This window comes from Pseudoalteromonas sp. XI10, from assembly GCF_001469895.1.
Classification (GTDB): Bacteria; Pseudomonadota; Gammaproteobacteria; order Enterobacterales; family Alteromonadaceae; genus Pseudoalteromonas.
The window spans coordinates 231,174-254,394 of record NZ_LOPY01000047.1; the positions used below are offsets into that span (position 1 = coordinate 231,174).

The 23,221-nt window shown below is 42.1% G+C and carries 16 protein-coding genes; 10 read left to right on the plus strand and 6 right to left on the minus strand.

All coding sequences use genetic code 11. The features are described from left to right. Positions 1-51 precede the first annotated feature (51 nt). A complete protein-coding gene (locus tag AUR67_RS12775; protein WP_058585552.1) occupies positions 52-960 on the minus strand; it encodes a GGDEF domain-containing protein in 909 nt (302 codons plus the stop codon). A gap of 236 nt (positions 961-1,196) precedes the next feature. Between AUR67_RS12775 and AUR67_RS12780 the strand changes: the two genes are divergently transcribed. Next, positions 1,197-2,429: a TMEM143 family protein gene (locus tag AUR67_RS12780; protein ID WP_058585553.1), complete on the plus strand. Its 1,233-nt coding sequence runs from the start codon at positions 1,197-1,199 to the stop codon at positions 2,427-2,429. Between the two features lie 304 nt (positions 2,430-2,733). Further along, on the plus strand, positions 2,734-4,773 hold the full coding sequence (locus tag AUR67_RS12785) for a prolyl oligopeptidase family serine peptidase (protein ID WP_058585554.1): 2,040 nt from the start codon (positions 2,734-2,736) through the stop codon (positions 4,771-4,773). 33 nt (positions 4,774-4,806) lie between these two features. Here AUR67_RS12785 and AUR67_RS12790 read toward each other — a convergent pair whose 3' ends face one another. Then, on the minus strand, positions 4,807-5,937 hold the full coding sequence (locus tag AUR67_RS12790) for an ROK family transcriptional regulator (protein ID WP_058585555.1): 1,131 nt from the start codon (positions 5,935-5,937) through the stop codon (positions 4,807-4,809). Positions 5,938-6,092: 155 nt separating this feature from the next. Between AUR67_RS12790 and fucP the strand changes: the two genes are divergently transcribed. The 8 genes from fucP (at position 6,093) to AUR67_RS12830 (ending at position 15,766) form a co-directional block, all read left to right on the plus strand. Next, positions 6,093-7,382 (plus strand): L-fucose:H+ symporter permease, encoded by a 1,290-nt coding sequence (gene fucP, locus AUR67_RS12795; protein ID WP_058585556.1) that lies wholly within the window; start codon positions 6,093-6,095, stop codon positions 7,380-7,382. An 80-nt stretch (positions 7,383-7,462) separates the two neighbouring features. After that, positions 7,463-7,813: a hypothetical protein gene (locus AUR67_RS12800; protein ID WP_058585623.1), complete on the plus strand. Its 351-nt coding sequence runs from the start codon at positions 7,463-7,465 to the stop codon at positions 7,811-7,813. After that, the gene (locus AUR67_RS12805; protein ID WP_058585557.1) at positions 7,813-8,193 is read left to right on the plus strand and encodes a hypothetical protein; all 381 of its coding nucleotides are present in this window, start codon (positions 7,813-7,815) and stop codon (positions 8,191-8,193) included. Before AUR67_RS12800 ends, AUR67_RS12805 begins: the two co-directional genes overlap by 1 nt. Before the next feature lie 84 nt (positions 8,194-8,277). Beyond that, positions 8,278-9,033, plus strand: a complete 756-nt coding sequence (locus AUR67_RS12810; protein ID WP_058585558.1) for a substrate-binding periplasmic protein — start codon at positions 8,278-8,280, stop codon at positions 9,031-9,033. A gap of 3 nt (positions 9,034-9,036) precedes the next feature. Beyond that, positions 9,037-11,253, plus strand: coding sequence for a tetratricopeptide repeat protein (locus AUR67_RS12815; RefSeq protein WP_058585559.1), 2,217 nt, complete (start codon positions 9,037-9,039; stop codon positions 11,251-11,253). A gap of 160 nt (positions 11,254-11,413) precedes the next feature. Further along, a complete protein-coding gene (locus AUR67_RS12820; RefSeq protein ID WP_058585560.1) occupies positions 11,414-13,297 on the plus strand; it encodes a propionyl-CoA synthetase in 1,884 nt (627 codons plus the stop codon). Between the two features lie 112 nt (positions 13,298-13,409). Continuing rightward, positions 13,410-15,077, plus strand: a complete 1,668-nt coding sequence (locus AUR67_RS12825; RefSeq protein ID WP_058585561.1) for an asparagine synthase-related protein — start codon at positions 13,410-13,412, stop codon at positions 15,075-15,077. A 119-nt stretch (positions 15,078-15,196) separates the two neighbouring features. After that, a complete protein-coding gene (locus AUR67_RS12830; protein WP_058585562.1) occupies positions 15,197-15,766 on the plus strand; it encodes a DUF2799 domain-containing protein in 570 nt (189 codons plus the stop codon). Here the strand turns inward: AUR67_RS12830 and AUR67_RS12835 are convergent. From AUR67_RS12835 to AUR67_RS12850, 4 genes are all read right to left on the minus strand, one after another. Further along, positions 15,752-17,434, minus strand: a complete 1,683-nt coding sequence (locus tag AUR67_RS12835) for a sensor domain-containing diguanylate cyclase (RefSeq protein WP_058585563.1) — start codon at positions 17,432-17,434, stop codon at positions 15,752-15,754. The two genes, AUR67_RS12830 and AUR67_RS12835, sit on opposite strands and share 15 nt — an antisense overlap. A 115-nt stretch (positions 17,435-17,549) precedes the next feature. Then, positions 17,550-18,863, minus strand: a complete 1,314-nt coding sequence (locus AUR67_RS12840; RefSeq protein ID WP_058585564.1) for a DASH family cryptochrome — start codon at positions 18,861-18,863, stop codon at positions 17,550-17,552. A 96-nt stretch (positions 18,864-18,959) separates the two neighbouring features. Next, positions 18,960-19,433 (minus strand): VOC family protein, encoded by a 474-nt coding sequence (locus AUR67_RS12845; protein ID WP_058585565.1) that lies wholly within the window; start codon positions 19,431-19,433, stop codon positions 18,960-18,962. 139 nt (positions 19,434-19,572) lie between these two features. Further along, positions 19,573-23,133: an ImpA family metalloprotease gene (locus AUR67_RS12850; protein WP_058585566.1), complete on the minus strand. Its 3,561-nt coding sequence runs from the start codon at positions 23,131-23,133 to the stop codon at positions 19,573-19,575. Positions 23,134-23,221: the final 88 nt, after the last annotated feature.

The window sequence follows — 23,221 nt, forward strand, 5'->3', positions numbered from 1 at the left end:
CCTTGGAGTTTTGTTGCGATATAGGTTACAACAAAAACCCTTAACCGTCCCTTACGGTTTATGAATATAACGGCTACGGCCTTGATTTTTTGCCAAATAAAGCGCTTGGTCGGCACGTTTCATGGTGTTGCTAAATGTCTCTGTAGCACGCTTAATCGCCGAACCAACACTCACGCTGAGCGTTTTACTCGGCGTCACCATCACATTATTAGCAAGGCTCAGCAGTTGCTCACAGGTAGCACGTAACTCATCAGCGTCGTCGGTGGCAACATACAATGCAAATTCTTCACCACCGATCCGTGCAAATAGAATGTCATCATTTAATGCTTGATGACACTGATAAACAAAATCTATCAATACCTGATCACCAACATCATGGCCATATTCATCATTAATCGCCTTAAAGTGATCGATATCAGCTATCACTAGGCTGTGTGGCTTATCTTGGTTTTGCTGCACATAATGATAAAAATAACGACGGTTATACGCCTTTGTTAATACATCGGTTTTTAGTTCTTCTTCAAGCTGTTCGCGGGTTTTAGCTAAGTCTGTAAGAGCAAGATAGAGACCAAACCCAGTTACTAGCATCCCTAAAGTGCGGGTAATATCTTCGATGTAAATGCCGACCCAGATTGGTTGAAATACCAGCTCATCTAAAAAATCAAATGTAAGCCCAACGCTCCAGAGGAAGATACCTACACTCAAGAATAAGTAACTGCGCTTTGCAACCACCGAGGTTTGCACAAACGCGAAAATACCAATCAAAATAAGCAAATTTATAGCATCACTTAATACACCATTTAAGTAAATATCGTTTTCTAGTTGATTAAAGTAATACAGATAGGTGATCACTATCAGCAACAAAAAGGCGACAAAAGAACTAATAAAAAACTGCTTTATTAAAAGAGGGACTGAGTTTAACTCAGCCTTTATTTCTGGGGGGGATGCTTGGTTGTTCATAACTAATCACGACTACATACTGCAATAAACTAAACATTAGCAAAGCAAATTTGAAAGTGCATGATAAAGCCGCTATAAAGGGCAAAAACCAGCGTTTTGACTGGAGTAAAAAGTCTAAAAATAAGCCGTTTTAGTCAGTAAAAAAGTCTAAGTTCATGCTATTTGCCACTAACGGTCGCAATTCTGCTGTTATTTTTTTATCATCGCTGACAATTTAAATGACACAGCAAGAATCAATGAGTAACGCACGATTTATTCCTTTTCGAAAACACGACATCATTAACCTTTGCCAAGCCTATTTAGGTGAGTCGCAATCAGGTTCGTTTATGGAGTTTGCTACACTTTTGCAAAGCGTGACTCATTATCAATATCACGAGCTGCTGGAGTCATTAAAAAACAACTATGCGCCATTTGACCCAAATAGCGACACCCGCACTCTAACTCCGATTACCGACGAGCAACGTGCCAGCTACCAGTCTGCCTTTGCAAAAGACTTTGCCACCGTACTCAATGCTGCCAATTTTGAAACCATTACCAATCAAGACTTGCAAGATGCACTGAATGAAGAGTCTTTATTTAAAGTGCGTTTAGCCGTTGAGTTTGATGACTTTGCAGAAGTGGTCTTTTACCGCCGTGGTGAATCGCAAAAAACTGAGACGCTGCGCAGTTTTTGGGGACTTAAGAAAAAACAGATTCAATTTACTAACTATGATCGCGTTGCCATATTCATCCGCTTTAAAGACGAGCAGTACTTTTTAGAAAAAGGCAAAATGCCAGTGGGCTTTGAACCAAATTCAACTATTGTCAAATTATTTCAGAATGTGCCAAAAGCCGATTTAGAAATGCTGTTTCCGAATAGCGAAGTAAAAATGCGCCCAATAGATAAACTGATTATTGGTTCATCAGCATTGATTGGCGGTGCTGTGGTGTTGGTAACAAAATTAGGCGCGTCAATTTTACTACTGATTGCTATGATTGCCTTTTGGGGTGGTTGGCGCAGTGAAGAAGTACATATGAGTCAGCAACACTTTATTACCTTTGCAATTGGCATGGGGGTATTTGGCAGCTTTATTTTTAAAGAATGGAGCAAGTTTAAAAACCGTAAAATTCGCTTTATGAAAGCACTGGCCGACAACTTGTATTTTAAAAACCTCGATAACAATGCAGGTGTTTTTCATACTCTCGTTGATGCAGCTGAAGAAGAAGATGTTAAAGAGGCGCTGCTTGCCTACACCTTTTTACTAAAAAGCGAATCAGCGATGACTGCAGAGCAATTAGATAGTCAAATTGAGCAATGGTTTAACGAACAACATAATTGCCAGCTCGACTTTGAAATTGATGACGCTTTAGACAAGCTAGTAAGGCTTGAACTGGTTAATCAACAAAATGACGTTTATACAGCGGTTGATTTAGATAAGGCTAAACAGCGTTTAGATACGCGTTGGGATGACTATTTTAAGTTTGCCTAATACCAATTTGCTTAATTAAGTAGTCTATTTTGAGGCAAGGAAACCTTGTTGATAACAAGGCAAAAATTTCGTTATTTAGTTGTTCTAAATGAGAAATTTTTAACGCAGGTAGCGACAGGTTTAATCCCTCAAAATGATTAAGTATTATTGCGGATTGGTATAAGCCTTTAAAATCAGGTACTAGCAAGTACAAATAAATTTAGAGTCAATTCAACTGGGGTAAATGCAACTTTATCTCAATGTGCTTGCGCAGCGAATGGTCTGCTTTTAGGATAAAATTTTACGGCTAAAAAAAGACCATTCCATGCAATTAAAAAAAACAATCCTTATTGGAGCAAGCTTGCTGTGCGCAGCAACAACAGCTCAAGTATATGCTAACGACAAGTTTGTCTCTGAAGATATTTTTCAACTTGAATACGCAGGCGATCCACAAATAAGCCCTGACGGTAAAAAAATCGTTTATGTTCGCAGCGGCTACGACATCATGAAAGATGGTAATAAGCGTAGCTTTTGGCTGTACGATATAAAGTCTGGTCAACACACGCCACTGTTTTCTGATGAGCATAACTATAGCCAACCTACTTGGTCTCCAGATAGCAAGAAAATTGCCTTTACCAGTAACTCAAGTGGCTCAAATCAACTTCACGTTTATTGGTTAGCGCAAGACAAACAAGCATTATTAACGCAACTACCAAAATCAGTACGTAACTTAACTTGGTCGAATGACTCTGAACAAATTGCTTTCACCATGAGCATTCCTGAAGGTAAATCTGCGTTCGCTAAATCAGTAAAATTGCCGAAAAAACCAAAAGGCGCTGAGTGGTCAAAACCAGTGAGAGTGTTTGAAAAGGCACGCTATCAAGCTGATGGAGCAGGCTTTTTAGAGCCTTCATATCGTCACGTTTTTGTTATTCCTGTTTCGGGTGGCACACCACGCCAATTAACATCAGGTGATTATCAGCATTATGGCCCACTTGCTTGGGATCCTAGTAACACAAAACTAGCTTTTTCTGCTGATCGCAATGATGAGTGGGAATATCGCACAACTGAGTCAGATCTATATGAAATCAATGTAAAATCAGGCGAGCTTACGCAACTAACTGATTTACCTGGCCGTGAAACTAAGCCGCGTTACGCACAAGACGGTGATGAACTTGCCTTTGTTGCGCGTGACAATGCCCCTGTGCCTTACATTAACTCAACACTATCTATGCTCGATTTAGACGATAAATCAATCAAGCATATTACTGAAAAATTAGACCGCTCAGTGGCTGATTATAAGTGGTCAGGCGACGGTGACTTTGTTATTCAGTACGATGATTTTGGTAAGCGTAAACTCGCTAAAGTAAGCAGCCGCGGTAAGGTTACTGACTTAACTGATACCGTATCGGGCACTTCAATTGGTCGTCCGTATATCAGTGGTAGTTTCAGCATGGCCAATAATGGCGCTATTGCGTACACCACAGGCAGTGAATACCGCCCGGCTGATTTAGGCTACATCTACAGAGGTAAAAGTAAAACGCTAACTTCATTAAACGAAGATGTATTAGGTCACAAGAAGCTTGGTAAAGTGCATGAGCTGAATGTTAAATCGCAGTTCGACGGACAACCCATCCAAGGTTGGTACATTACACCACCTGACTTTGATGAAAACAAACAATACCCATTAATGGTTGAAATTCACGGCGGCCCACATCTTGCCTATGGCCCAAGCTTTACTGCTGAATTACAACGTTATGCCGCTGAAGGTTACGTGGTTGTGTATGTGAATTACCGTGGTTCAACAAGTTACGGTAAAGACTTTGCACTACTGCTAGATGGTAAATACAGCTCTGAAGAAGACTTTGCCGATCACAACTCGGCAGTTGATGCCATGATTGCTAAAGGCTTTATCGACAAAGATAACTTATTTATTGCTGGTGGTTCAGCGGGTGGTATTGCAACGGCTTATGCGGTTGGTTTAACAAACCGCTTCAACGCTGCTGCAATTACCAAGCCTGTGATCAACTGGTTAAGTAAAACTCTTTCAGCCGACAGCTATATTGGTCAAATTCGTAACCAATTCCCTGGCATGCCATGGGATAATGTTGAGCACTACTGGAAACGTTCGCCGCTTTCATTAGTGGGTAACGTAACCACACCATCATTGATCATGACAGGTGAAGAAGACCGCCGCACGCCTATTTCAGAATCAGAGCAGTTCTATCAAGCATTAAAACTGCAAAAGGTAGATACCGTGCTTATTCGTGTACCGGGCTCACCACATGGTATTGCGGGTCGTCCATCACGTATGATTTCGAAAATTGAATACACCCTTGCGTGGTTCAAACAATACCAGAAGTAATGAATTAAGCAGGAGTGAGGTTCTCACTCCTGATTAAAAGTAATGATGACTAAGCGCAAGTTGAGCAGAACCTATCGACTGCGCTTTTTCCCCACACACGCCTAAACCCACTTCACAGCTACGTAGTCCACGACTATCTAAACGTGCAAATGCTGCAATTGATAACTGCTTGAGCTGTTCAAGCGCTTTACTCGGTAACGGTGAATCAATAATCACAGCTTGCATATCTAATAAACTTAAACAGTTATGCATGGCAATACTGATAGCCTCAGCAGCTTTTTCAAGCCAAGGCTGAACTAGCAATTTATGCGTTGTAAACTGACTGTCGGTAAGCTCATACACTGAAATGCCAAGTTGCTGCTTATCAAACTCGCTTTGCAATGATAGTAGTGAACATTGACTAAGTAACTGCTCCCGATCAGCGTTTAGCATTGAGCCTATAGCACCGGCATTACCACTTTTACCTTCGAGAAGCTGGTGGTTAATCACTACGGCCCCGCCTAAAAAAGCCCCCAAATAAACATACAAAAAATCGCTGTAGTTATTTGGGTTACCAAGGCTTAGTTCTGCACAGCAGGCAGCGTTATTATCGTTACTAATATAAACCGGTAAATTAAACTGACTTTCTAAGTAACCTTTTAAGTCGAAGTTTTGCCATTGGCTAAGGGTATTTGTTGCAGAATCTGAAGCGGCTTGCCATTGCCAAATATCAAACGGCATAGCGACCCCAAGCCCACACACATGTGAGCGCAGTTCAGGCTCTAATTGACTGATTAATTGTGGAATATGTGTTTCTAAGAATGCTTTGAGCTCATCGACAGATGCTTCATTCACCTCAACAGATACCGATGCTCTTTGCGCGCTTTGTAAGTCAACGAGTATCAGGTCGAAGCGTCGTCGCCCGATTTTCAAACCAAAGCTAAAAGCGCCATCTGGATTGAGCCTAAATGGCACGCTTGGTTGCCCTACTCGTCCTTTTACAGGTGCATCACGAAGCAATAGCTTATCTTCTTCGAGCTTGTTGATGTTTACTGTTGCCGCCTGAGCAGACAAAGCTAACGCTTTTGCTATTTGTGCTTTAGGCATGCTTTGCTGTTGCCTAATTAAACTTAAAATTGCGCGCTCGTTCTTGCTTCTTGGTGATCGCGATAAACTGCTCTTCATAACATCCTTCTTGATATAAGCTTGATAAGCGGCCTATTAGACCTGTTTGGCGTACTATCTACCAGTCAAAATAATAAATCAACTAGGTTGATTTATTATTTATAGTCGTGAATACTATCGGCCACAACAATATGAACACATTTATCTGGTGAACTATGCAAACACAGCCTGCTATTGTATCGCGCCAAATGCTTTGGCCTTTTATTCTGCTTACAATTTGCTTTGCTGCTTGGGGTACTGCGGCCAATATGACAGACCCATTAGTGAAAGTTTTTAGCAAAACATTTTCGATGAGTGCGTTGCAATCAGCACTGGTGCAGTTTAGTTATTACGGTGCTTATTTTTGCTTAGCTTTACCGGCGGCTATGATCAATAGACGGTTTAATTATAAAACGGGGCTGTTAGTGGGTTTAGCCATGGCCGCCTGTGGTGCCTTATTGTTTTACCCTGCTAGCCAAACCATGCTCTATAGCCACTTTTTATTGGCCTTGTTTATTCTTGCAGGTGGCTTGTCTATTTTAGAAACCTCGGCAAACCCCTATGTCATGCAGTTAGGATGCGAGCAAACAGCAACCCGTAGACTTAACCTCGCACAAGCTTTCAACCCCGTTGGTACTAATATTGGTGTGTTTTTAGCGGCGACGTTGATCTTACCAAACTTAAATCAAGCTGATAGCGCAAGCCGTGCCCTGATGAGTGAAGCGCAATTAAAAACCGTTGTGAGTGCAGAGCTCGATGCTGTGATGGTGCCGTATGTGGGTATGGCCTGTTGCTTAATCTTACTATGGCTATGTATCTTTTTTAGCCGCTCTCCTGCTACTGTAACAAAAGCGGCAGCGCAGCCGCGTAAACTTAAAAAGACCTTTCAACATTTGTATCAAAATAAGCACTACCGATTTGGTGTGCTGGCACAGTTTTTTAATGTTGGCGCGCAAACCTGTGTATGGACCTACACCATTGGCTACACTATGGAAGCTCTTAACACGACAGAAGTTACCGGCGGTCAGGTCTTACAATATTCTATGCTGGTGTTTTTAGTGTCTCGCTTCATTATGACTTGGCTAATGCGCTTTATTAGCGGCGCTAAATTACTGCGTTTTATGGCTTTAGTTGCAGCCGTGCTTTGTTTTATTGTTACCACCCAAGTTAATTTAGTGGGCGTAGTCGCACTTGTAGCTATTTCAAGCTGTCTATCTTTGATGTTTCCAACCATTTACGGCACAGCACTTGAAGGCCTTGGCGAAGATGCAAAAGTTGGTGCGGCAGGTTTAGTAATGGCAATTTTAGGGGGCGCATTTTTACCTCTGATCCAAGCCGCAACTATAGATGCCTTTAACACTGCTGTTTCGTTTGTTGTACCACTTGTTTGCTTTTTAATTGTTGCTTTGTATGGCCACCATACCAAAGTAGCAGCAATACCCGCCAAAGCTCAGTTGCAGGACTAAACGCATCAATGAGATAATGCACCTCGTTTACCTACTTAAGCGAGGTGTATCGTCAATTAATGGCACATATTACATTTTTCATGGTCAAGTTTTTGGCCTTTTCTGTTGGCTGTTTTTCCTGCTTTTTACTTCATGACCAAGCCAATGTTGCCCTTGTGTTATCTGCCGCTGTTACCGGATTAGTTGGCACATTTATTCCTTTTCCTGCTCGTTTTGGTAACCACCCTTATGCTGCCATTTACGCTGGCAGCTTTGCTGGCATGTGCTCATCAACTTTAATCAACAGCTACTGGGAGCTGAGTTTTATCTCTTTAATTGGTGCCAGCCTTTACGTATTAACTATGAATCTATTTGCAGGTTTTGGTGGTCGTCTTGGTAGCATTGCTTTTGCCAGTGTGGCGCTTTATATGCTTGCAAAAGGAGTCTTTTAATGGATTTGTTTATTACTATTACCGCTTTATTAGGTGCCTACTCAACTTACTTTTTAGCGCATCATAATCGCTTTGATGGCATTCGCGCCTCAGCCGCCACCAGCATTATTGCATTTGCGATTTTAAGCCTACTCCCTGTTGATGTAGAACTTTACAGTGTGGCGTTTTTTGGGGGGACTTTCATTGGCATGAGCGCCCCAAAACGCTTTGGTATTTTTACATTAGCCATTGCTTCAATATTGTTTGCTTTGTTATTTGAATACCTTGTGCCGCGCTTGCATGGCTATGGCGGTGCATTGGGCTTGAGTGCTTTTCTATCTGTCTGTGTTTGCCATATCGGTATCTTGCTAGGGGCACCCCGCAGTAAAAAAAGCAACTAAATCTGACTTGGCAATTAAAAACCTATACCTTTTCATTAAGATTCTTTAGTATGTTAAATAATTGTTTAAGGATAAAGGATCTTTATGCTGTTTCGCTCATTACTGATTGCTACCCTGTTTTGTTTCATCAGTTGTGCAACGGCTGCGAAAACACTGACCTTTATCGCTGAAGATCTACCTCCTTACCATTTTAAAAACCAGCAAGGCGAAGCCGATGGTGCACTTGTTGAAGTAGTAAAAGCCGCCTTAGCACACGCAAACATCCCTAGCGAATTCGCAATTATGCCTATGGCGCGGGCTTTTCATGAGCTCGAAAACAATCCAAACATGTTAATGATTTCGCTACTAAAAAACCCAGCTCGCGAAAACCGCTTCCAGTGGTTAGCACAAACCTATTTTTCGGACGCTTACCTCGTTGACCTTGCGAGCAAAAGCCACAAAATATTTAGTTTAAAGCAAGCTCAACAGTACCGTGTCGCGACTATTCGAGGCTATTCAAGTGAGCATTACTTGAAGCAAGCCGGATTTAATGAAGATAAAAATTTGGTGCTAGTCAGTCATTACCATCAACTTTGGCAATTGCTTGAAAAAGAGCGCATAGACTTTGTTTTGACCAACACCCTGACTTTGCAAAACGAACTGGCATTATCTGGGGTTGATCCGAGTGACATTCATAAAAGCCTACACTTAGATGACTTTCCCTCAGGTCTTTATTTAGCTGCGAATCTTAATTTAGATAAACAACTCACTATGCAACTAAGTAACGCCATTGAAGCTTTGAAGCAAAGTGGTCAATATCAAGCAATTTTAAAAAAATGGCAGTTGCCTTTACCTAAATAAAAAATGAAAAATACTCCATTATTTTACAAAAGTTTAGCCTTAGCTTGTGCCCTTAACTGTCTATCACTAAGCACCTTTGCTATTACCCCAGAACAGGCGTTAGAAAAGCTAAACGAAGCCCAGTCACTACGTAACAGTAACCCAAACCAAGCCACTGAAATATTTGAGCAGTTAACCACCGATACGACTCTTGTCAATGAGCCTAACATCATGCAAGAGGCGCTTGAATCGCTGGCATTTATGAATGTGAGCAGTGGTGATTATGATCAAGCACTGAGCTATGCAGAGCAGCTACTGGAGTACGGACAAAAGCAAAGTAATCAGGCTATCACAGTACGAGCGATGCTTATTCAGGGCTACGCTCAAGGCAGAAAAAGTAACTTTCTAACAGCAGAGCAGCACTACCGAGATGCATTAGCTATTGCTAAAAAGATAAAAGATTCTGTGCTGATTGCCCAGTCTTATGAGCGATTAGCAGCCATTTTACGCTGGCAAGATAAATACATAGCCGCCCTTAATGAGGCACAAAAATCTGTCGATATCTTACATGAGTTTGATGATGACAAATCGTATGCATCGGCATTACTAAACTTAGGAATAATCGAAGCCATTATTGGCGATCACAATGCGGCGCTTGCAAGTTTAACTCAATCATTTTCTTTGCATCAAAAGCTCGATGATAAAAAAGGCATTGCTGATTCGCTTTACGAAATTGGCGAAGTTTACCGCCGTATGGGCGACAGTGCTCAATCGTTAAAGCACTTTAAAATGTCTCACGTCTTGGATTTAGAAATTGGCTCAAAAGTCGACATCGGTAATAGTGCCATGAAGGTCGGCTACGCTGCGCTAAAACAAGGCGAACTTGCTACAGCCACAGATTACGCAGAAAAGTCGATTAGCTATTATCAGCAATCATCTTCAAACACAGGGCTATGTCGCTCCTACGATTTAATGGCGTTAATTGCTTTAAAACAAAACAACATCAGTGAAGCGCAAGCCTATATCAACCGCGCTTTGGCAATCGCTACTGACTATAATTTTCGCTCACACTTAGTGTCTTTAGGGATCACCCAAACACGTATTTATCAAGCCGTTGATGATCACGCTGAAGCAATTAAAACCGCAGAGCAGGCTTTAAAACAGGCTGACGAGCTGCAAGATGTTGAAGATCAAATTAGCTTAAATAAGTTACTCACCGACTCTTACCTTGCTTTACAACTGTATAAACAAGCATTTGAATCGCAAAACCGCTATCAAACCCTTGAGGATAATACTGGTAAAAATCAGCACGACTTAACCGTGGCCGCGATGCAAAGTCAAGTGGCTTTTATGCGAAATCAACAAGAAATCAACCAATTGAGTGCTGATAAGCAAATTCAAGCGGCCCAACTAAGCGAAAGTGAATGGCAATTTAAAGCATGGTTATTGGGCTTAAGCTGCGTGATTTTATTGATATCTGGCTTTGGTTACCGCTCATTTAAAAAGCGTAAACTTGCTAGTGAACGAGCACAGCTACTCCAAGAAGTCGTTGATAAAAAGAACCGCTTACTAGCCGATGTGTCTCATGAAATTCGCACGCCTCTCACAGCACTGCAATTGCAAGTTGAAGCATTGCAATACAATATAGCCAAAGACGTTGATGCCTCTTACGATGCCATTAATCGAAAACTTACCGATATTAATGTACTGATCCGTGATATCCATCAGCTAGCACAAGCAGACTCAGATAGCCTATATCTGAACTTAAAACCCTATTTACTCGCTGATGTATTATCCGTTTGGCAGCAAGACTTTACTACTTTTGTAGAAAACAAAGGCTTCGAATTTACCAGTAACATTCACCTTGCTGCAGATATCAAAGTGACATGGGATATCGATAAAATTAAGCAAGTACTGACGAACCTTTTATCAAACAGTATTTTTTATACTGATAAACCCGGCAAAATTAAATTTGTAGCAACGGCCTCAGAGCAGAGTGTTACTTTTAGTATTGAAGATACCCCACCCGGCGTTACCGATAATCAGTTAGTTGAAATATTCGAACGTTTATACCGCGTTGATAAGTCGCGCAGCCGTCAAACAGGCGGCTCAGGCCTTGGCCTTGCAATTTGTAAAAGCCTGATTGAAACACACAAAGGCACTATCAAGGCTGAGCACAGTGAGCTTGGTGGCGTTAAGGTCCTCATTTGCTTACCGCTTATTAGTGAACAACAGGTTTAATTAGCATCACGATTCCCTAAAATCGCCCCTAAACAGGGCGATTTCACTACATTTAGCTCAATTAATGCCGACCAAGGTCGCATATTATTTAATCAAAAACCGCCCTATATTTTTTAGTACGTTGTACAAATCTCTCACTAAAAAGTATAGGAGCCTCACAATGGCGGGCGAATATCAACAACAATACCAACAGTTCCAGCGCGATCCGGGTCAGTTTTGGCTTGAGCAAAGTAAACGACTTCCTTGGTTTAAAGAGCCAAGTGCCCCTTATCAATATGACGATAATGATTTTTACCATTGGTTTGCCGATGGTCAGTTAAACACTTGTTACCTAGCCCTCGACCAACACGTCGAAGCAGGCTATGGCGACCAAACTGCACTGATTTACGACTCCCCTGTTACCAATACCAAACAACAATACACTTATGGCGAGTTACAAACTCAAGTTGCTAAATTTGCAGGGCTCATGCAATCCCTTGGCGTAAGCAAAGGTGACCGTGTAGTCATTTATATGCCAATGATCCCACAAGCAGTTATTGGTATGCTGGCGTGTGCGCGCCTTGGTGCCATTCACTCCGTTGTATTTGGTGGTTTTGCACCGCACGAACTCGCGGTGCGTATTGATGATGCTAAGCCAAAGCTTGTGCTTACTGCGTCTTGCGGGGTCGAAATTAATCATGTAATTGAATATAAGCCACTGCTTGATGAAGCACTCGAAAACGCCAAGCATGCTGTTGAACACTGTATTGTATTTCAGCGTGAACAAGCCATTGCCGAGATGCAAGATGGCAGAGACATCGATTGGCAATCAGCCTCTGATACAGCAAGTGCAGTCGATGCCGTGCCTGTTGCAGGTGACGACCCGCTTTATATTCTTTACACATCAGGCACCACAGGAACACCTAAAGGGGTGGTTCGAGAAAACGGTGGTCACGCAGTTGCCATGCATTACAGCATGGAAACCGTGTATGGCATGAAACCCGGCGAGGTATTTTGGGCAGCTTCCGATATTGGCTGGGTGGTTGGTCACTCATACATTGTTTATGCACCGCTCATTTATCGCTGTGCCACCGTACTTTATGAAGGAAAACCAATAAGAACCCCCGATGCCAGTGCGTTTTGGCGTGTTGTAGAAGATTATAAAGTCACCGCCTTATTCAGTGCTCCAACTGCATTTCGCGCAATTAAAAAAGAAGACCCTACCGCCGAGGGCTTTAAACAATACGATACCTCAAGTTTAAAACGTTTATTTTTGGCCGGCGAACGCCTAGATCCGCCAACTTATGAGTGGCTGAAAGACAACACCGGCTTGCCCGTACTCGACCACTGGTGGCAAACAGAAACAGGTTGGGCAATTGCGTGTAACCCAATTGGTATTGAACAACTTGCCACTAAGCCGGGTAGCTCAACAGTGCCAACACCGGGCTTTGATGTACAAATTCTTGATATGAATGGTGAGCAGTGCGCCGCAAACGAAAGCGGCGCTGTGGTTATAAAACTGCCTTTACCTCCTGGCTGCTTACCAACAATTTGGCAAAACAATGAACGCTTTCAAGCTGGCTACTTAAGTGAGTACCCTGGTTATTACCTCTCTGGTGATGGCGGCTATATTGATGACGATGGGTATCTATTTATTATGGGTCGTACCGATGATGTGATTAACGTTGCAGGTCATCGCTTATCAACCGGTGAAATGGAAGAGATTGTAGCAGCCCACCCTGCTGTTGCTGAATGCGCAGTATTTGGTGTTAACGATGCACTCAAAGGGCAATTACCCATGGCGATGATAGTGCTCAAAGACGATTATCTTGGCGATAGCAAAGAAGTTGAGCAACAGTTAGTTCACTCGGTAAGAAATCAAATTGGCGCCATTGCCTGCTTGAAAAACATTTTGCATGTTGAGCGCTTACCAAAAACCCGCTCGGGGAAAATACTCAGAAAGAACTTACGCCAATTGGTCGATGGTGAAGAGCTGCAAATTCCATCTACCATTGATGACGCGAGTATTTTTGATGAAATCAACCAACAACTTAACAATCGCTGAGCTGCGTTTGTAATTTTGTAATGTTACCAAAGGCCTTGTTTAAGGCCTTTATTCGTTTTGGCCTATGGCTTGCAACTTTACATGTAAGTTAGCAAACGAAAAGGTGGTTAACATGGCTGTTATCGCAGGTTATATCCAATTCAATGAATTAGGCAAAACAGAATTTCATTATATTAATCAACTAGCTGATGTATTTAATCGCTATAAAAAAGCAGATGTTCAGCGCTTTGATTGCGATAATGGATCTATTTTTCACTATGACTTTGATGCTTACCAACAAGCGAGTTGGTTGCAAACTGAGTCGCAAATTGCAACGCTGATTGGTCACCCTTTACTAAGCAGCTCGCGCAGTGATGATTTAAAAACCATGGCCAATACAGCTTCGCTCAACACTTGCTTACAGCAATGTGAAGGGGTATTTAGCTTTTGCCAGTTTAATAGCCAATTAGGCAGCTTAGTGCTTGCCACCGACCCACTTGGTTTAAAGCCGTTTTATACCTTAAAAACAGCGCAAGGCTTACTGTTTTCAACCAACTTGGGGTTATTCAAACAGCTCAGTATTGAGCTTGAAAGCGATGCCGAAGCACTTACAGAGCTTGCTGTGCTTGGTTACCCGCTATTAGATCACACGCCTTACAAAAACATTAAATGCTCATACCCCGGCGAAATATTACGTTTTGATGCCAGTCACGGCGTGGTAAAACAACGTTACTTTGATTGGGTCGCCCTTGCCAAACAAAACTTTGAGGTGACCGACGCAATTGAAGGGGTTACTCAGGCTTTTCGCAGTGTTGTAACAAAAGCGATGCACACCGATAAAAAAGTGCTGAGCACCCTGTCTGGCGGCCTTGATTCACGGTTAATTAACTGCGAGCTATTACGCCAAGGTGTTGAGCTTAAGTCGTTTAATTTTTCGCAATCAGATAGCCAAGATCTCTACTGCGCAAAACAATATGCTTCGCAAAATGCCCTTAAACTTGAGGTTGTGCAAGTACGCGACACGCAAAAGCTCTCTGTTGAGCAGCGCCTTGGCAAATACTGGCGCAAAGCACATCACAATGAATATAAAACCGTTTCAAGACCACAAATTAGTTGGTCTGGTAATGGTGGTAGTGTTGGCTTAGGTGCCGTGTTTTATGGCGACGCTATTTATGATGCGGCAAAAGAAAACAATCTTGATAAGCTCATTCAAGCTTATCTAGATCAGCAGTACGCTTATTTGCCAAAGTCAGTGGTACATAATGCGTCACTACTACAACAAAAATTAATTGATAACCTAAAACTTAGTTTTAAACCGTTAGCCGAACTACCACTAGAAAAAGCATTCCAATTGTTCTTACTACTCAATGATCAACACCATCATTTGAGCATTCCAAACGAGCAAGTATGCGAATTTAAAATGGAGTTCTTCCATCCGTTTTATTCGTGGAAGGTACTGCAATATCCTTTAGCGGTCCCGGTTGAATATGTTCGTAAGCACCGCTTTTATCAGCGCTGGCTTAAAACCAGTTACCCACGAGCTATGCTTGCACCATGGCAAGCCTATCCAGGTCATATGCCTTGCCCTATCAAGGTAAACTACCAATCACAGTGGCAGTTTAACAATAGCAATCTGATGCGTTTTGGCGAGCTATTTAAGCTGTGGTACGAGATCATGCGCTTTGACCGCCATCAATTGATCAAACGCAGTCACTTTACCGCGTTATGCTTATTACAGTTAGCTCACCTAAAAAATGCGCAGCCAAATATTCGCATTGCTCAGCGGTTCTGTCAGTGGTAATTGATACACACAATGTCCTCATTTGAGGGCATTATTATGAAATACAAATACTACTTTCTAAAACATAATATTACAGGCTAGAATCAAGTGAGTTATTAATAATTTAAGCTGGGACTTTAATGAGAAAATGGACACTTCCTCTATTGCCATTAATCGTATTAGCAGGCTGTACCTCAGTCAGTAAAGATGAATGTTTACAAGCCAATTGGCATGGTATTGGTTATAAACATGGTGCAGATGGCACTGAATATCGTAATGGCATAGATGCCTTATCACAATGTAGCGATTATGGCGTAAGTGCCAATATTGCTGAATATAAAGTGGGATACGATCAAGGTCTGGCTGTGTATTGCGAGCCCGAAAATGGCTTTACCCTTGGCATGCAAGGGGCATCTTACAATGGCGTCTGTAATAGCACAGCTTTTCGTAAAGCGTGGCAAGAAGGCAACGACAGGTATCAAGTACAGCAAAGGCTGATATACATTGATGACCGAATTGACGACATTGACCGCCGCCTAAAAGATATTCGTGCTGAGCTTAACAGCAATCAACTTGATAATGGCCAACAAAAAGAGCTTTATAGAGAACGAAGAGATTTAGAAAACGAGCGCAAAGATTTACGCAAAGAGCGTGCTTTACTACCGCTTTTGAATAAGCTGCCGAGTGTCGAAATTTCAACCGAGTGGTGATGCTTTATGTTTAAGCTTCATCTTATACATTTGCTCGTCAGCAGTGGCGAGTAACTCTTTGGCGTTTTTACCATCTTCGGGGTAAAGCGCGATACCAAAACTAGCACTCACAGGCACTTTAGTTGCGTAGCGCTTTGCTACGCCTTCAACCGCTTTTTGGCAGCGCCCTGCAATGTCTTGGCAAACAGAAAGTTTTGCTAACGTTGGCAACACAATCACAAACTCATCGCCGCCAATACGCGCTAATATGTCTTTATCACGCAGCTGAAGTGAAAGCTGTTCACTGATTTCAAGAAGTAGATTATCGCCCTGCTCATGACCAAAGGTATCGTTCACCAGTTTAAAGTTATCAAGGTCAACATAAATCAACGAAAACTGGTTTCCTTCGTTCGCTGCATGATGAGAAAATGAATGTAACTGAATATCTAAACCACGCCGATTTAACAGCTTTGTCAGTGGGTCTTGATTGACCAACTCATCAAGAAGTTGGCGTTTTTCTACTGCCTTTGAAATATCATCAAATGCACCAATGTAATGACTAACATTACCATGTTCGTCATACATGGCATCTATAGTTAACAATTCAGGAAATACTTCACCGGTTTTGCGCTTGTTCCATATTTCGCCTTGCCAACGGCCAGTATTTAGTAAACGCTCCCACATCTTTTCAAAAAACTCTTTGGGTTGCTGCTTAGCTGAGAGTATAGATGGATTTTTACCAAGCACTTGTGCCTTACTAAAACCTGTGATTTGTTCAAAAGCAGGATTAACATCCACAATTTTAGGCTCAGGGGTGGTTATTAATATACCACGGCTTGTTGTGGTAAATACCGCTGTAAGCAGCTGTATTTTTTCGTTACTTTTAACTTCTTCGGTGACATCTTCTGAATAACCATTCCACTCAACACTGCCGTTAGCGCGGGCTTTGGGTGAGGATTTTCCTTCAACCCAAATCACCCCTTTAGTTGGGTGATTGACTCTATAAACCTCATGCCAATCGGATAATTCGACTCGCGACTTTTCAATGCTTTTTATAACGCGCTTTAAGTCATCTGGATGGATAATATGCATGATTAAATCAGCAGACTTTTTTATATCATCTGCCGTGCAGCCATAGATATCAAAAACTTTAGAGCTTGCAAAAGGAAAGTAAGCTTGGTCATTTTTATCAACTATATATTGATAAACAAACCCCGGTAAGTTATCAGTAAACTTTTGCAATTTGGCATGTAAAAACTCAATTTCACGCTCTTTTAGCCACTGTTCAGTGATATCGATATGAACGCCTAGCATCCACTCAGGGTTGCCATTTTCATCCCAACTTTGCACTTGGCCTTTATCGAGCACTTTAACCCAGTGCCCTTGTTTGTGCTTCATTCGCGCTTCGCAAATATAGCGTTCAGAATCACCTTTAAAATGGGCATTTAATAGCTGTTCAGATTTTGGCAAGTCATCAGGGTGAGCAAAGCTGAGCCAAGTTTCGATTGAAACTGGCAGTAACTCTTGCAGTGAGTAACCGATAATATCGGCCCACTTATCATTGAAAATGGTTTCGCCTGTTTGTACATTCCAAAGCCAAATACCCGCATCCCCACTGTCGAGAATTAGCTGAGCAATGTCTAAACCAAGCTGCGATTTAATCGCATCATACCCTTCACTAAATGCCATAATTAGCCTTGTTAACTAGCCCACTAACAATAAAAGCAAGCCTTAATCATTATTTTAGTTAACAAAATAAAAAAACACTAAAAATCTGTGAAGAATATTGATCTAACGCAGGCTATTAAATCCTTGGCCAATCCACCTCATCAACACTGTCGATTGTGCTTACGATAGTTTGATCTCCTTGCCATTTTCGAATGTAACGCGCCAAAGGATCATAAAGCGCTGTTTGCTTATTAATATGAAAATGTCGACCGCCCCTAGGGTCAACGCCGACACCCGCAATATATTGCCAATTACCCCAGTTCGCAGCCACATCGTAATCGATGAGTTGCTGTTCAAAATACGCTGCGCCATAGCGCCAATCCAGTTCAAGCTCATTAACTAAACAACTTGCCGCAATTTGCCGAGAGCGGTTAGAGATATAGCCTGTCGCATTAAGCTCATGCATTATTGCATTTACCAAAGCAAACGGCGTGCGACCTTGGCACCACGCATTAAAGCGCTGGCTATTAAAAGTCGTCAGTGGCGCACTGTGCTTTTGCCCTTTAAACTGGAAGAGTTTTGCGCCAGAGCGCATTGCATGCCACTTAAAATATTCACGCCACAGTAATTCAAACTTTATCCAATAGCTCGACTCATTCGCACCGTTTTCTAACTCATACACTTCAACTTCTCGGTACAGCTGTTTTGCGCTAATTGTGCCACCAGCGAGCCATACACTGAACTTAGTACTGTTACTAAAGCCATCTAACTCATTGCGAGTTTCTTTATAACTGCTTGGCGCTTTAGATGAAAAGTACGCATTACAATGCTGCTGAGCTGCAATTAAGCCACCTTTAAAACTTCCTGAGTGAACAGGAACATCATCTATAGCTTGCTCAGGGCATAGTTGAACTGGGTGAGGTAAGTGGCTAACCGCTTGTTGTGGCGCTGCTATAAAGGTTGGCTCAGCTTCTACCTTTTTGCGAAAGGCAGTAAAGTTTTTAGGCAGGTCATCAAGCTGAAAAGGCAAGTCCGTTGCTTTAAACAAGGTATCTTGTTGATAAGTTTTCACTGTCACTTCTGGACATAACACTTTGATTTTATCGAGCTGTTTTTGCTCATAAACGCCAACTTGCTCGGTACAAACCAAAGTTTCAATATCGTACTTTTGTAATCGCTGACTGATTATTTGCTCGGGCTCACCACTTAGCACATGAAGTGTTTGCCCAAGTTTCTCAACGGCTTGTGAAAAAGCTGCTAGGCTTTCACGGAAAAAGTGGTATTTATGCGTGCCATACGGTTTTGATTGATAGTTAGTTTGCCTAAACCAGCGCGGTTCAATCACAAATACTAAATCAAGCTCGCCATCAAAATCTGCTAAATCAGATAGAATTTCATTGTCGACTAGGCGTAAGTCATTTTGCAGCCAATATAAAACACGCTTTTTCATTGAATTACTCGTTGCTTTTAATATTCATACGAGTAAATCCATTATTTGGATTTTAAATGTCAAAATTTAATGATTAGGCATTATTTCGGATTGGTGTTAAGCATCTTGCTCTTTACTCATAAGCTCGCTCATGCGCTGCATAAGCTCTTGTTCGGTTAGGTCTTCTTTGTGTGTGCCTATAGTCCAAATGTGGCCAAAAGGGTCTTCTAAAGTCCCTGACCTGTCGCCATAAAATTGGTCATGTACTGGGCGTAGCTCTTTTGCCCCAAGCGACATAGCTTTAGCAAAAACAGCATCGACATCTTCAACATACAGCATAATGCTCACTGGTGTACCGCCAAGTTGTTGCGGCGACTTAAATTGCACATCAGGGCAATTATCAGAAAGCATAATATGAGAGTCGGCTATTTTTATTTCAGCATGCGCCACCCCACCATCAGGCAGAGGCATTTGCATTACAAGTTCAGCGGCAAAAGCTTGTTTGTAGAACTCTATCGCCTTAGTGGCACCTTCAATAACCAAATACGGGGTTACCGCATGGAAACCTTTTGGGATTGCAGAAACAGCCATGTTACACCTCAACGTTTAATGTGTGAGTTATAAAGGTAGCAGTTGTAGCTAATTTCACTAATCTAATGGTAAAAACGCCAGCGAAATCTTTCGCTGGCGTTTTAGATATAAATACCAATCAACTTAACAAAGCGGTGTATTATTTAGGCCAGCTTTGAGCTCCATCAATTGCAACCTCTGTTTGATTTAACGTGGTGCAATAGCCGGTGGCAGATGAGGCATAGTAAACATCATCTAATACCGTGTAGTTTTTCGCTTTAACCTGCTGCTTTGCTTTGTCTGACGTTGCCATTCCCCACATGCTGAAGTAGTTGCTCAAATCGAGTTCGGTTGCTTCTGAAAGCGCTATTAATAGCCAATCATTGTTGCCTATGCTTTGTGCCTCCGACAAGCTGTAGCTTGAAAAGCCAAGTGCATCTTTTTGTGCCTGCCAATTAGTCTCGCTGTTATCAGCTAGATTAAACGCACGCTCCAAAATGTGTAAGCGAGGGTATAAATGCCAGCCGTTTTCAAGCTTATTGTGTGCCTGTGCGGCCATCATAATTTGTAAATAAATAGCGTGGCTTTGCGACCACTGAGACATTGCTAAATCTTGCATGTAAGCAAATGCATCTGCGCTTTGTTTACTGGCTTGTAAATGATCAAACAAGTTTTCGAATGGCAAGTTTTGGCACGATGCCGAAAAGCCCGTTTCATCTTCAAACTTCGACTTACTGTAGTAAGAGTAAAAATTGGTATTTGAATGGCCACCAAACCCTTCGATACGGAAGCGCCCTCTTTCAAGTCCATGCCCTAATTCATGGATATCGCCATGCCCAGTTGGATTAAAATTCCAACCTGCGTCATACGGATTACCAGAACAGCCCCAACCACAGGTCGGTTGGTCTGCATTCATATGTTTTACAATATCAATTGTTTGCACTTGGATATTGCGTGCACTCGCAAAGTCATGAATTTCGCTAACCACATCGATGCCCGGCCCTTTGAAACCAGCAAGTACATGCGGATAGTTATGAGTATAACGCTCTACTGCATGGGCGAAGTCAGACGCTACAGGCCAATAACCATCGTTAATTGAAATACGCATTTTCTCGAGCTTTGAATGCACTTCAAAGCCACCGGTTGCGACCTCAGCCCAATCATACTCACCTTTTTCAAGCAACTCAGCAAAGCGCTCATCATCACTGCTGCTACGCCAATAAGGGTGCTCACCTACATTGCTAAATTCAAAGCTGACATCTAAATCATTTTTATCAAACTCAATTTGAATTGGCCCGCCATAAGGTGACGTGAAATAGACTGTTTCATTTGTCTCTATAGGCACATGAACCGACTGCAATTTAGCAGGTCGATTATAGCCATTGCTGCTCATGTAATGTGTTGCGCCATCACGCAGAGTATTAACAAACACCTTAGTATTCACAGCTTGATTATCGGTGCGTTTAATAGCAAACGTTTGCCCCGGCAAGGCATACACACCCGTTGAGCGAAAATACGCCTTACTCTGCATATTCACGGTGACGGTTTTAGGTGTTACATGACTAAAATCACTACGGCTGAAATTACCCATATCAACTTGAAGTGGGTTAACTTTACGTATATTTAATACCGCATGATCAGTAAACAGGGCACGAAAAAAGCTTGTATTCTCGGTGGTTAGCTTATCCATCGGGAAGCTTACAACTTGGCGATAATGATCTGCAAGCAGCGCCAGTAACTGATAAAAGCGATAACCCTGCTCTGTAAAGATATCTGTTTTCGCTTGGTCAAAACCTCTAAAAACCGAATTAATGATAGTTGCCGCATCACTAAACTGTTGCTGATATTGGCTTTCAGCTGGGCAACTACGGTTATCACAGGCACTTAAATCAACACTAAATTCGCTGCTTTTAAAGCGACTAAGTAAGTCTTTAATAGTTTGCGCATCGGTTGGCAAACTGTCGTTAATAGCAATTGGGTTCCACTGTGCCAATTCTAATCGGTGCCAATAGTTATCACCTGCAACACTCACATGGAGTAATTCAAATAACGCTCTACCTAGTGCAGTTTGGCTACCATCACGCTGAATATAGATCACTGCTATATCGTTTTCTTGCGCTTGCTTTACTGCAGCCACAACATTATCAATATTTAATCCTTCACGCTCATGCTGAGAGATAATCAGTACATCCGTGTCAGTTGTTAAACACGCCGCTAAAGCGTCGTTGTCACAACTAGCATTGTCGTTATAGCTCACCATGCCTTCATATTGACTATCAAACCACTCTCGCGTTTTGCTCCTATCTTGAAAGTAATAGCTTTGATCAAGTTGCGCTAATACAAGTTTAAGTGGCTGCTCTGCGGTTATTTCTCTGCCAGCTAACCATGTGGTGCTGTTTTTCAAAAACTGAGTCATTTGCTCGTTAATGGTATTTCGATATGGATTACTACCAAATACTAAGTAACGGCCCTGTTCCCCATCACTAGTACCAACAACGGCAAGGTTTCTGACTTTTGTCTCGTAACCATCTTGCCAACTATTGTTGGTAAGTAGAACTGGCTCATTGAATGGATAAGTGGCATTTAATAACGTTGCATCCCATGTTGGATACCAGCTTAATTTATCAAGGACGGAGCTTGAGCCAAAACCAAATAAGCTATTTTTAATGCTTTGAAAGCGCGCTTTGTGGGTATCAATTTCATTAATGGTCGCATCAAGTAATAACTCACTGTTTGGAACAACCAGCGCATTGCCAGTTTCGAGTGCCTCGGCCACATAACTTTGGGTGATGTTTAACACAAACTCAAAGCTTGCCTGTTCACGTGAATCAGAGGCTGTGATTGTGAATTTATGTTCACCAAGGTCTTCACTACTCGCGGTGCCTGATAAGATGCTAGTTTGCTCATCAAAACTTAGCCACGTAGGTAAACCTGTTACGGTTAAGCTCACTTCATCGTTGTCTGTATCGGTACTTATTAACTGCACACTCAATGCCTGCTCAGCACGCGCTTCACTACTCAGTGGAGACACCACAGGCGCTGAGTTTGCTCTGGCAGCGATGTTAAATGTTTGCTCTGCCTGCTGCGTCACTTCGCCATCTGAATAACGAAAACGAATTTGCTGTTCGCCCGTATTCGCAAACAAAGGAGTGCCACTAAAATTGAGGTTATTCGCATCAAAACTAAGCCAATCTGGTTTACTAACTTCACTTACTACCACAGTGTCATTTTGTGCATCAGTAAATGTTAGCTGGTAAGTATAAGCTTGGCCTTCATTGCTATCTGATGGAGTAGACGTGAGCGTTGGCGGTGTATTTTCAATAAGTTTGGCTTCTACATTAATATCAATCAAAAGCTGTGCAGATAGCTGCCCATCTGTGACCGTAAACTCAATGTTTGCATACTTACCTACTTGCTCAGGCGTGCCACTGATACTTGCTGAGGCTTCATTAAAACTTAGCCAACTTGGTAAGTTTGTTACAGACAAAGTAAGTGGGTCATTATCTGGATCAGAGACTTCAGGGCTAAAACTCAAGGTTTCACCAACACGTAAAGTCTGTGATTGACCGCTGATTTGCGGCGCTTGATTTTGTGGTGTTTCGGTTACAGGAGGGGTTGTTGTTTGTTTTTCATCTGAGCCTGAGCCGCCACAAGCAGCAAGTGTTAGCAATACAGCCGAGCATAATAGCGAGCGCTTGCACAAAGAGTAAGGTGCGTTCATTGAGTTCTTATCGGTATGGTAAACAATTTTTTAACATTATAAGCCGATACTACAAACTAATATCTCGGAAAAAATACGTAAATTGATA

Excerpts from the sequence above, each read along its gene's own strand:
- AUR67_RS12780 (WP_058585553.1), top strand. The coding sequence starts at position 1,197 with ATGAGTAACGCACGATTTATTCCTTTTCGAAAACACGACATCATTAAC.
- AUR67_RS12850 (WP_058585566.1), bottom strand. The coding sequence starts at position 23,133 with ATGAACGCACCTTACTCTTTGTGCAAGCGCTCGCTATTATGCTCGGCT.
- AUR67_RS12845 (WP_058585565.1), bottom strand. The coding sequence starts at position 19,433 with ATGGCTGTTTCTGCAATCCCAAAAGGTTTCCATGCGGTAACCCCGTAT.
- AUR67_RS12775 (WP_058585552.1), bottom strand. The coding sequence starts at position 960 with ATGAACAACCAAGCATCCCCCCCAGAAATAAAGGCTGAGTTAAACTCA.
- AUR67_RS12830 (WP_058585562.1), top strand. The coding sequence starts at position 15,197 with ATGAGAAAATGGACACTTCCTCTATTGCCATTAATCGTATTAGCAGGC.
- AUR67_RS12810 (WP_058585558.1), top strand. The coding sequence starts at position 8,278 with ATGCTGTTTCGCTCATTACTGATTGCTACCCTGTTTTGTTTCATCAGT.
- AUR67_RS12820 (WP_058585560.1), top strand. The coding sequence starts at position 11,414 with ATGGCGGGCGAATATCAACAACAATACCAACAGTTCCAGCGCGATCCG.
- AUR67_RS12800 (WP_058585623.1), top strand. The coding sequence starts at position 7,463 with ATGGTCAAGTTTTTGGCCTTTTCTGTTGGCTGTTTTTCCTGCTTTTTA.
- AUR67_RS12785 (WP_058585554.1), top strand. The coding sequence starts at position 2,734 with ATGCAATTAAAAAAAACAATCCTTATTGGAGCAAGCTTGCTGTGCGCA.
- AUR67_RS12805 (WP_058585557.1), top strand. The coding sequence starts at position 7,813 with ATGGATTTGTTTATTACTATTACCGCTTTATTAGGTGCCTACTCAACT.
- AUR67_RS12790 (WP_058585555.1), bottom strand. The coding sequence starts at position 5,937 with ATGAAGAGCAGTTTATCGCGATCACCAAGAAGCAAGAACGAGCGCGCA.
- AUR67_RS12815 (WP_058585559.1), top strand. The coding sequence starts at position 9,037 with ATGAAAAATACTCCATTATTTTACAAAAGTTTAGCCTTAGCTTGTGCC.
- AUR67_RS12825 (WP_058585561.1), top strand. The coding sequence starts at position 13,410 with ATGGCTGTTATCGCAGGTTATATCCAATTCAATGAATTAGGCAAAACA.
- AUR67_RS12835 (WP_058585563.1), bottom strand. The coding sequence starts at position 17,434 with ATGGCATTTAGTGAAGGGTATGATGCGATTAAATCGCAGCTTGGTTTA.
- AUR67_RS12840 (WP_058585564.1), bottom strand. The coding sequence starts at position 18,863 with ATGAAAAAGCGTGTTTTATATTGGCTGCAAAATGACTTACGCCTAGTC.
- fucP (WP_058585556.1), top strand. The coding sequence starts at position 6,093 with ATGCAAACACAGCCTGCTATTGTATCGCGCCAAATGCTTTGGCCTTTT.